Annotated in this window: 10 protein-coding genes; 2 read left to right on the top strand and 8 right to left on the bottom strand. The window is 51.9% G+C overall.

From position 1 onward, the window contains the following. Nucleotides 1-186 precede the first annotated feature (186 nt). Nucleotides 187-1,008: an RNA polymerase sigma factor RpoD/SigA gene (locus P9L94_18635; GenBank protein MDP8246107.1), complete on the bottom strand. Its 822-nt coding sequence runs from the start codon at nt 1,006-1,008 to the stop codon at nt 187-189. 470 nt (nt 1,009-1,478) lie between these two features. Continuing rightward, on the bottom strand, nt 1,479-2,639 hold the full coding sequence (locus P9L94_18630; GenBank protein ID MDP8246106.1) for a Gfo/Idh/MocA family oxidoreductase: 1,161 nt from the start codon (nt 2,637-2,639) through the stop codon (nt 1,479-1,481). A 109-nt stretch (nt 2,640-2,748) separates the two neighbouring features. On the opposite strand from P9L94_18630, the gene P9L94_18625 reads away from it, so the two are divergent. Next, nucleotides 2,749-4,257 (top strand): carboxypeptidase M32, encoded by a 1,509-nt coding sequence (locus P9L94_18625; protein ID MDP8246105.1) that lies wholly within the window; start codon nt 2,749-2,751, stop codon nt 4,255-4,257. Nucleotides 4,258-4,508: 251 nt separating this feature from the next. Here P9L94_18625 and P9L94_18620 read toward each other — a convergent pair whose 3' ends face one another. From P9L94_18620 to P9L94_18610, 3 genes are all read right to left on the bottom strand, one after another. Further along, the gene (locus P9L94_18620) at nt 4,509-5,018 is read right to left on the bottom strand and encodes a hypothetical protein (protein MDP8246104.1); all 510 of its coding nucleotides are present in this window, start codon (nt 5,016-5,018) and stop codon (nt 4,509-4,511) included. A gap of 260 nt (nt 5,019-5,278) precedes the next feature. Then, the gene (locus P9L94_18615; protein MDP8246103.1) at nt 5,279-5,533 is read right to left on the bottom strand and encodes a hypothetical protein; all 255 of its coding nucleotides are present in this window, start codon (nt 5,531-5,533) and stop codon (nt 5,279-5,281) included. Nucleotides 5,534-5,594: 61 nt separating this feature from the next. Next, complete coding sequence (locus tag P9L94_18610) at nt 5,595-6,131, bottom strand: sigma-70 family RNA polymerase sigma factor (protein ID MDP8246102.1); 537 nt, start codon at nt 6,129-6,131, stop codon at nt 5,595-5,597. Between the two features lie 170 nt (nt 6,132-6,301). On the opposite strand from P9L94_18610, the gene P9L94_18605 reads away from it, so the two are divergent. After that, nucleotides 6,302-7,546, top strand: coding sequence for a Gfo/Idh/MocA family oxidoreductase (locus tag P9L94_18605; protein ID MDP8246101.1), 1,245 nt, complete (start codon nt 6,302-6,304; stop codon nt 7,544-7,546). Nucleotides 7,547-7,810: 264 nt separating this feature from the next. Here the strand turns inward: P9L94_18605 and P9L94_18600 are convergent, their stop codons facing one another. The 3 genes from P9L94_18600 to P9L94_18590 all read right to left on the bottom strand — a co-directional run bounded on the left by P9L94_18600 (nt 7,811) and on the right by P9L94_18590 (nt 10,816). Further along, entirely contained in the window at nt 7,811-8,122 is a 312-nt protein-coding gene (locus P9L94_18600) for a hypothetical protein (GenBank protein ID MDP8246100.1), read from the bottom strand. A 29-nt stretch (nt 8,123-8,151) separates the two neighbouring features. Further along, nucleotides 8,152-9,174: a hypothetical protein gene (locus tag P9L94_18595; GenBank protein MDP8246099.1), complete on the bottom strand. Its 1,023-nt coding sequence runs from the start codon at nt 9,172-9,174 to the stop codon at nt 8,152-8,154. Nucleotides 9,175-9,370: 196 nt separating this feature from the next. After that, entirely contained in the window at nt 9,371-10,816 is a 1,446-nt protein-coding gene (locus P9L94_18590) for a DUF1501 domain-containing protein (GenBank protein ID MDP8246098.1), read from the bottom strand. Between the last annotated feature and the right edge of the window lie 2 nt (nt 10,817-10,818).

The following is a 10,818-nucleotide window of genomic DNA, read 5'->3' as shown; positions in this document are numbered from 1 at the left end:
GGCTGACAGGGTAATCATACAGGCTTTGGGCGCCGGAACCTGTCGGCGGCAGGCAGGCGGCAAGGCCGCCAAAAAAAAGCGCCAACCCTGGGGAGGGTCAGCGCATCTATGGGGAGGTGTGGATGGGGATCCACAAGATTTTCGTGTTTGAATTTATTTCTGTTCTTTGTTCTTTAATCCATCAACCTACGCAAATACCTGTAAGCCCGCGCCGAATTCGGGATCGCGTAATTTCTTGATCGCCTGCGCTTGTATCTGGCGTACGCCCTCAGCGGACAGTCCTAGGCGTTTGCCTGCTTGGCGCAAACTGGTTGGATCATCGTCTGCTTCCAGCCCAAAACGGCACGACAACACGTCCTTTTCGCGCGGTGAGAGCAGACTCAACGCCCCCTGTACGCGATGGCTGAGTTCGTCGAGCCAGACGTTGCGATGGACGCTGTCGCGCTCGTCGATCTGCAGGCGGTCCTCGATGGTCTGGCCGTCTTCATCTTCAACATGGAACGACAGCGTCGAGGTACCCATGTTGTATATCTTGCTGACTTTTTCCGGGTCCATATCGATCGCCAAGCCGATTTCTTCGTATGACGGTTTTTTGCCGTTCATTTTCACGTATCCGTATTCAAAGTTACGAATTTTCTTGAGTGAGCTGATTTTATTGATGGGAATCGTAACCGTACGCGACTTTTGTTCGATAGCGCGTTGCATGTAGAGGCGAATCCACCAGGCCGCATAGGAGATCAGGCGGCAGTTTTTGCTAAAATCATAGCGGTCGATGGCTTCCATCAGGCCCAGATTGCCTTCTTGCAACAGGTCGATAAACGGCAAGCCCTGGTTGCGGAAATTAAACGCCATCCTAATCACAAAGCGTTGATTCGCTTCGACTAAAGCGTCGCGGGAGTCGTAATCGCCCTTTTGGGATTTCTTCAGCAGCCGCGCTTCATCTTTGGCGGTTAGCGGATTGTGTTTGATATTGCGAAGATATTGTTTAATTTCTGCGCTCTCATACATAGTCCCGACTCCCAAATAGAACATTTAACATAGTGCTTATGTTGCCCGTTCTTGTTGCGTCTACTTATAAAGTGTCTGTGGGAGACGAAAAGTTGGATTATTTTTTCATTTTTATTTGTGCACTAACTGCTATACACGTAAAAATATGGACATGGGATTTGTATGAGGCCTTGAAGCCAGCCGCAGTTCCTATAGCAGAGGAATACAAATGACGCCATTAAGTCTACGAATATTTTTTCTATCGCATATCGCCAAGGGCAAGGCGGATAGTGTCACTACTAGCCAAGCGAAGCGCTCTCGGTTTCGATGGGTCAAGATTACTGCACGGCCTATCGCAGGCAGATTGCTTCGCTTTGCTCTCAATGACGCGTATCCGTGGGAGGGCGAGGCTCCCGCCGAGCCGCGAAAACAAGAATTGCTTTTAGTTTTATCCGGCTCACCAGGAGGTTCGCCCTCCCGAAAATACAAGATTACGCCGGGTCGGTGGTGGTGCCGATGTCGTCCCACCCGATCATGCCGGGTTCGTATTGCTGCTTGGCGCGGTTGTACATCGCCTGGTGTCCCATCAGCGCGGTCAGGGTCGAGATGCGGGCGGTCTCCACATTACTGAGCGGCTTCTCGCCGTTGCGGATATGCCGCGCAAACGCCTCAAACTGGTCGAATGTGCCTTTATAGAAATCCGTCTCCTCCGCGTATTGTTTCGGGTCGCCGGTCTTGGGGTCGGTGCGCTCGAACGCGATGCCTTCATTCAGGCTCAACAGGCCGTCTTTTTTCATCACCCACAGTTTTTCATTATTGAACTGCGGCGGAAGCAGCGCGAAATGCGAGTACGACAAAATCACGCCGTTCTTGAAATAAAAATTCAGGCTGGAATGGTCTTCAGCCAAATGTTCAACATCACGATTGTGGTCGAAGGTGATGCGCCCCATCGCCTGGCATTGCACCGGATGGTCATTCATCACCCAGGTGAATACATCCATGTGATGACACGCCTGTTCGACCAACTTGCCGCCCGACATATCCACATTGCGCACCCAGCCGCCGTTGCCCATGCCGCCGGAGAAATACCAATGCCCCTGCAAAAACATGATGGGGCCGTACTGCCCGCCCTGCGCAAGTTCGATTCCCTGGTGAAAAGTCGGGTTATATCGGCGTTGGAACCCGACCTGATAAATGCCTTTCGCCTTACGCGCCGCCTTGACGATGGCGTCGACTTTTTCGACGGTTGAATCCATCGGCTTTTCGCTGAAGCAATGCAGCCCGGCTTCCAAAATGGGGATCACCACTTTGGCGTGGTTGCCCACTTCGGTCGCAACAATGACGCCGTCGAGTTGCTCCTTCTCCACCATGGTTGCGAGGTCGGTGTGAGTCTTGGGGCTGCGTCCTTCTTCGGCGCAAACGCCCATTGCGCGTTTCAAGCGATCTTCACGCAAGTCGCACAGCGCGACGATTTCAAAGTCAGGAATACGCAGCGTGTTTTTGAGTAATGTCGTACCCCGACCGCCCAGGCCGACGTGTGCGATTCGAACTTTTTCATTGGCGGAGATCACCCGCGACGCCGATAACGCCGTCATGGCGGCGACAGAAGTCTGTTTCACAAATGCTCTGCGGTTGGGTGTAAGGTTATTCATCAGGCAACTCCCTTTGGTTTCATTTTATCAATGATTCGCGTATTCTTGATTATTCAAATATTGCAACATGAATTCGCGAAAAAATCGAGTGCTAAATCAGGAGTATCAAATGAGCAATCAAAATAAATTGAACGATCTGCGCCGCCGCATCGGCGAAATCAAAGACATCAGCGCCAGTCTCTCCGTGCTGCATTGGGACCAGGAAGTCTTTATGCCGCCCAAAGCCGCCGCCGGACGCGGACAACAACTCTCGACGCTATCATCCATCGCGCACCGCATGGCGACCGACGACGAACTAGGCGCACTGCTCGAAGACCTCGACCAGGCGGGCCTCGAAGGCGACGACGCTACGTTAGTTTCGGAAACCCTGCACGATTACAAACGCGAAAAAAAACTGCCCGAATCGTTCGTGCGCGAATTCAGTTTGCTGCAAAGCCAAGCCTACGAAGCCTGGGTCAAAGCGCGCAAGGATTCCAACTTCCCGACGTTCCAGCCGCTGCTCGAAAAAGTCGTCGATAAATTAAAACAACGCGCTGACCTGATGGGCTACGAAGGCTCTCCCTATAACGCGCTACTCGAAGATTATGAACGTGGAATGACCGCCGAAGCGCTCAAACCCATCTTCGCCGATCTTGCCCAACGACAGAGCGCCATCGTTGAACGCATCGCCAACGCGCCCAGTCAGCCTGACGTTAAATGGCTCGATCAAACATGGGACGCCGACAAACAGTGGGACGTCTCCATGCAAGTCATCCGCGATCTGGGCTACGACCTCGACGCAGGCCGCATGGATAAATCGGTGCATCCCTTCACCACCGACTTCGGCCAGCGCGATGTGCGCATCACCACCCGCGTCAGTGATGAGGAGCCGTTCTCCTGCCTGACCGGCGCCATCCACGAAGCCGGACACGCGCTTTATGAGCAAGGCTTTCGCGACGAAGACGAACGCACCACCCTCGCCGAAGCCATCTCGCTGGGCATCCACGAGTCGCAATCGCGCATGTGGGAAAACCTCATCGGGCGCAGCCTGCCCTTCTGGAAACGCTACGCGCCGCTGATGCAGAGAGCGTTCCCCAATGAACTCAAGGGAATTTGCGCCGAACAAATGTGCGCCGCCATCAATCAGGTACAACCGACGTTCATTCGCGTCGAAGCCGATGAATGCACCTACAACTTGCATGTCGTGCTTCGCTTTGAGTTGGAACTCGACCTAATCGAAGGCCGCCTGGCGGTCAAAGATATCCCCGACGCATGGAACGCCAAAATCAAAGATTACCTCGGCCTCGACGTGACCGACGACGCGATGGGCTGCCTGCAAGATATCCACTGGTCGCACGGCTCGATGGGGTATTTCCCGACCTATGCGTTGGGCAACCTATACGCCTCGCAGATGTTTGAGACGATTGAAAAAGATATTCCTGATTTATGGAGCCATGTCGAACAAGGCGAGTTTGCGCCCTTACTGACGTGGCTGCGCGAGAACGTCCACCGGGTGGGCCGCCGCATGACCGCGCCCCAACTCATCAAACATATCACTGGAGACGATCTGTCGTCCGAGCCGTTCATCCGTTATCTCAACAAAAAATTCGCAGGGTTGTATGGGGTTGAGTTTGATTGATCAGAATAGTAGGGGCGCAGCGTGCTGCGCCCGGTTAAATAGACGTTCGTGTCATTACGAGGGAGCGTATACGACCGAAGTAATCTCGCATTTAGTTTCACGAACTCTGCCTGCCGCAGGCTGGCTCCTGGTGAGCCAGGTAATTAAGATAGCGTATCAATTATTCGCGGCTCGGCGGGAGCCTCGCCCTCCCCTTTTAATTTAGCCCACCATGCAACGCGACTCAGTAGATCCGTCAGGCTGCTATTGCATTACAAATCAGTTTGCGAAAATTTAAATCGCATCAAAATATTGCCTTCGCCTTTCACAGGAAGAAGAACACCATAGAACCAGCCTAACCTCAAATTAACGCGAAGTGGAAAATTCAACTCTTCGATGATCGGTTCGCCGACTGATAACGAACCAGCGCCTCGGATATGTTTTCGGTCAACAACGGTTCGCGTTTTAACGGTAAGCGGATTAAATACAATTCGATTCGTTTCCGCGTCTAGTTTATAATGAAATTCAAAATTATACCCAACGCCTTCGTCATTTCTTTTCAGACGATAGAGATCGCCTTTTACCGCTTCAAAATAGGGAAGCGAGTCTGAACCTGAACGAATCGTTGCGCTTTCAAACCGATCAGAATACGCCTTAACTAACATTACAGGCCCCGACATCATTTCAACAGATTCTCCCGGCAAGTCCCACTCAAGTTCTGTCACTTTCGCGGTATGATCTCCGACGGTAAATTGCCCTTTTGTAAAAAGCGTAACTTCCATTTCCTTCGCTTTTTTCGCTGCGTCTTCCGTCGGCGCCCAGACATGGTCCGTCAACGAAAAGTCGCCTGACACATCACCCCGCAATCGATACATATTAATATCAAATTTAATGATTGAGCCGCTCGTCGTCTCAATCTGAGGCGACGCGGGCGCTGGGGGTACTAGTGATTGGTCGCTAAACGCGATAACAGGGAAAACAGAAATTACGAAAACAATAACAATCATACGGAATGAATAAATATAATGAAAAAAATGGTTCATTAAAATCCTCCTTGATAGTTATAACGTATATTTAAATGGTAATCATCGTTTTTTTCGGCTGCTTGAGAGAAATCAAACATGCGACTGTCCGTTTCATCTAAAATAAAATGAATTTCTCTCACTGGCATTTGCCGAAAATCGATTTGGCGGTTTGCGGAATTCGATCCCGCCCCGGCCCAAAACCCCAGCCCCGCTGCAGCGACGGCAAACCCAGCCGCCCATCCCAGCGGAACGGGAATTTGCAACCAGTGCATGCCTGCTCCCGCGGCATCGCGTTCCGCAAAAATACGCTGGTCGAGGTTCGGTGACGGAGTCTTAATCCTCAGCGTCTTTAGTTTGTCCTCTAAATTTTTCATCGTGCACCTTCAGAAGTTCTCGCAATCGTTCCATGCCGCGGCGGTACCAACTGGTCACCGAACCTAACGGCGCTCCGACGGCGTCGGCAATTTCTTGAAAAGTCAAATCAGCGTAGAGCCGCTGTATAATCACTTCTCGTTCTGCCTGCGGCATCCGCAATAACGCGTCTGACACGCACTGTTGAAATTCTTCGTTTTGCGCCTCAGCGCTAGGGTCGTTATTCAAAGTAAACAGCAAATGCCCGTCGAGAGGCGTTTCGTTGAGGCGCGAGCGCATCAGGTCAATCGCCGCATTGCGCACCGAACGAAAAACGTATGACTTCAATCCACTGGCGGTCGCATCAATCGTCTTGCCATTACGATAGAGCCGCACAAATGCGTTATGCACAGCGTCTTCCGCCAAATCTTGCCGCGCCGTTACCGCAAACGCACAGGCAAACAGCCCGTTGCGATGTTGCAAGTAGATTGAGGTCAATTCATCAACTGTGTTATTCATCCAGCTCGTTTTGATTCCCTCTCTATAAATATATAACGAGAAGAGTGATCGATTTTATGCAATAATTTTTGTTTTATGTGAAATAACCACACTTCTTCCCCGTTTCTTTTCTGGTTAAGTTAGCGTATAAAAGTAGAAGAACTTCATACTAAACATGGGGAGTCATCACTATGAAGCAAACGTCTCAATCCAATGTCAGCCGCCGCAAATTTATTCATGGAGCAACAGCCATCGCCGCCGCTACCACGTTGCCCACGCTAGCGCCGCCTTCGGTTCTAGGCGCGAATGAAAAAATCGTCATGGGAATCATCGGCCCCGGCGGGCGCGGACGCGGCGTCATGCGCGATTTTATTGGCCTGGGCGCAACCTTCACCGCCGTCTGCGACGCCTACAGCGTCAATCGCGAACGCGGTATGGAACTCGCCGCTGACGGCGCAAAAGCCTACACCGATTACAGAAAATTACTTGAAAATAAAGATATCGACGCCGTGTTAATCGGCACCCCCGAACACCAGCACGGCGTTCAACTGATGGACAGCGTCGCGGCTGGCAAAGACGCCTATTGCGAAAAACCGATGTCGCACTCCATCGAAGAAGGCCACCAGATGGTGCAGGCGGTGCGCGCCACCGACCGTATCGTCCAAGTCGGTATGCAACGCCGCAGTTCGCCCGCCGTCCACAAGGCGAAAGAGATGGTCAGTAAGTGCGGCGCCATTCACATGGTCAAAGCCAAATGGAACTGGAACACCTCCAGCCCGATGCGCTACGGCCCGGTTGACGGCGAGCTCGACTGGCAGGCGTTTTGCCACCCCGGCCCGGTTGCGCCCTTCCAGGTGATGCGTTTCCGCAACTGGCGCGTATTTTGGGATTACTCCGGCGGACACTGCTGCGACCAGGGCACCCACCTGATGGACGTCGTCCAGTGGTTTATGGATTGCGGAACACCCACCGCCGCCGATTGCTTCGGTCGCGTCTATAAAATGGAAGGCGCCGAAACCCCCGACGTATTCACCGCCAACTTTGAATATGGAACCTTCAACGCGACTTGGTCGTTGTGCTACACCAATCGCTTCATGGACGGCTGGACGATTACATTCTTAGGCGACCGCGGTACGCTGGTACTCGACGGATGGGGCAGCCGCTTTTTTGAAGACACAGGACGCGGCGAAGGAAAACCCGCGCCGTACCGCAAACCGGATTGGGAATTCTCCGGCCCGCTGCCGACGACGCCGCACGTTGAGAATTTCCTTGATTGCATTAAGTCGCGCAAAGAACCAAACGCGCCGGTCGAAGTGGGCCACGCCGCCGTGTGCGGCCCGCATCTGGCCAACGTCGCATGGCACGCCAAACAGCGCGCCTATCTCAGCCCTCACGCCGACAAAGCATCGACCGACCCAGGGCGCGTTGGGTATTAATAGAAATCTCTATAGTAGGGACACAGATTGCTGTGCTTGAAATAACGTTCGATTTTTTATGAGTAAACCAATTGCAGCGGACAATCTTACAAACGAATAAGCAAAACTCCCCCGGGGCAGTTCACCTTGGGGGAGTTTTTTTAACATCATTTCTTCTGGTTCATCCGTTAAGTGAGTACCTACATTGATGGATAACCATAATCTTTATTCAGATACAGGCTCCGGCATTTCACAAATTGACAAACCAATCAGTCAGTAGTGGAATCAGGCCGCCGGGCGTTTCATCCAGGCCCAGACTTCGTCCTGATTTTCATATTTTTTTGTAAACATAAACGGCGTTGCAAATGCGGTGTGGTGAACGGGCGTCATATCGCGGAATTCGTTCAAACAATACGCCTTGAGATCGACCTCAACCGTTCCCTTCGGCGGCACAACGATTTTAGATGTTTTGGCCAATACGGCGTTCTGCAACCCCGCAGACGGAGAGGCGACTTCAAAACAGCGGCCCTTCTCAAACACGATGGTTTGCGGCTCAGCGGTGGGGTTTTCTAATTCTAAATGAACAGTCAATTTCATCGTTTTATTCTTTCTTTTCTCACCAGCTATTAGCGGTTCGAGTTCGGCCAGACCATCCGTTGACGCGCCCGGATCGGTTCCGTAGGCAAAGTCGGCGACTTGTTCTCTCCTTCGATCCAAGCGTTTTTCAAACGAACCCGTCCGGTCATCATCGCCTCAGGCAGGCTGCCCTGCGGGGCCGCCGCTTCGAAATTCATCGACGCTGCGTTGTGTACTTCAAACGATGTGTTATTGTCGCGCCAGCCGGATATCAAGTTAATGTCTTTATTACAAGAGGCCAGCAATGAACGCCCGCCCAAACGCTTTCCAATCGGCGTATCTTGATACGCCCGCAAGCTGATCGTATCCGCCCGCTCGCCTTTCATCAGGTGAATGACTACTTTTTCCGGCTCGAACGTCTTTTGGCTGGTGGTGGGAATATTGATAACATTGTCCATGCGCTGCCGCTCTTCGCGAATTTCAGGATGCAGTAGCGAATCATCCATTGGAGCGTAATCAAGCGGATGGCGCGTCCAACGCGAATGCAGTTCATGGATGTTTGACTCTAAGCGCTCTATCCAAATTTTTTCGGGTTCACGGTTGATGAAGAAAAGCCCCCGTTTTTCAGGGAACCACTCACTCTCTTTCGGGAACGCCATTTGATACATCTGGCTGAGGCGCCACAAGCGTTTTTCAATTAACAACAACGGGCCGCTGGTTGATTCTGACAGTTCATCAACATCAACCGTATTAATCGTTTCCTCCGTCGACCCCAGCAGCATATAGAACAGAATCGGCAGACGCCCAAATTGGTTCACTAACTGGTTCATCCATTGGCGCACCGCGTCAATGGATTCCTTTTCGTCAAACGGCCCGACATGGATACGCCACGAAATCGCGCGCTCTGCATCCGCGCGGGCAAGTTGGATTCCAGACGGCCGATTGAGCGGCAGCGAATCATCTGGCGCCAGCGACTCCAGAATCCAATCGTCAACGTCATCAAGATGGAGTATCTCTTTCAGATACTCAACCGAATAGATAGAAACGATAATAAGCGATAAGTGCGTTTTCATAATTTCCACATAATGATCTTCAATAGGATAGCATAGTAGATATCAGCCCTTCTTGGAAAGACTAAATTGCTACAAAATACAAATTGTATAAAAATCTACCATTACTTACTAAAGAAAGGCTGCCCAGCAGCCTCTGCCGACAATTCATGGGACTAGTATTAGGACGAACCATTCTCGAATTATGGTCATAAAATAATCAAGCGATTAAATCATGAACGACCTTACCATGTACATCCGTCAAGCGAAAGCGGCGGCCTTGAAATTTATACGCCAGTTTTTCATGGTCAACGCCTAACAGGTGAAGAAGGGTCGCCTGAAAATCATGCACATGCACCGGGTTTTCTGTAATGTTGTAACCTAACTCATCCGTCGTTCCGTAGTGTAATCCTGCTTTGACGCCTGCGCCCGCCATCCAAATAGTAAAGCATCGCGGATGATGATCGCGACCGTAATCTTCTTCCGTCAATTGGCCTTGCGAATAATTGGTGCGACCAAACTCGCCGCCCCAAATCACCAGCGTATCGTCAAGCAACCCTCGTTGTTTTAAGTCCATCACCAAAGCGGCAGAGGCTTGGTCGGTTGCCCTGCATTGTTTTTTAATCGCATTCGGCAAGTTGCCGTGTTGGTCCCACCCCTGATGGTATAACTGAATGAACTTCACATCGCGTTCGGCCAAGCGCCGCGCCAGCAAGCAATTGTATGCGTACGTCCCGGGGTCTTTCGCATCCGGCCCATACTGCTCAAAGATCGACTCTGGCTCGTCCGAGAGGTCAAGCGCTTCCGGCACGGACATCTGCATTCGATAGGCCATTTCATATTGCGCGAGTCGGTTATTGATTTCTGGATCGCCGACGGTTTCGTGTTGCGCTTGTTCTAATTGCTTGAGCGCATCCAGCATCCCTTTGCGATCGTCGGCATGGTAGCCTTCGGGATTTTTGAGATACAACACCGGGTCAGCGCCGGAACGAAACTGAACGCCCTGATGTTTCGACGGTAAAAAGCCGCTGCCCCACAAGCGCGCATAGAGCGGCTGCCCGCTGCCGTTTTTTGAAACAAGTACGATAAATTCCGGTAGGTCTTTGTTGTCCGTTCCCAGCCCGTAACTCAGCCAGGAACCAATACTGGGGCGCCCCGGCAACTGCGACCCCGTCTGAAAGAACGTAATCGCCGGGTCATGATTGATCGCCTCGGTGTGCATGGAGTGGATGAAACATAATTCATCAACAATCTTCGCCGTATGCGGCATCAACTCGCTGACCCAGGAACCGCTGTTTCCATGTTGCGCAAACGAAAAGATCGACCGCGCCAATGGAAGGCTCGACTGCCCGCCGCTCATCCCGGTGAGGCGCTGGCCTTTGCGGACGGAGTCAGGCAATTGCTGTCCGTGCATCTTGTCGAGCATGGGTTTGTAATCAAACAGTTCCATCTGCGACGGCCCACCGCTTTGGAATAGATAGATCACTCGTTTTGCGCGAGCGGGAAAATGCAATTGGTTCAATACGCCGCCCGATGATTGACGCTGGTCCGCATTCACGCCCGGCGCCAGCAGCGAATTCAACGCAACCGCGCCCATTCCCAACGAGGTTTGATTGAGAAAGCGCCTGCGGTCTAACAAATGAAGTTTATGAAGCGCATCTTGCATGG

The organism is Candidatus Hinthialibacter antarcticus (genome assembly GCA_030765645.1).
Classification (GTDB): Bacteria; Hinthialibacterota; Hinthialibacteria; order Hinthialibacterales; family Hinthialibacteraceae; genus Hinthialibacter; species Hinthialibacter antarcticus.
The sequence above is the reverse complement of the archived record's forward strand: the minus strand, read 5'-3'. Positions and strand labels throughout refer to the sequence as shown.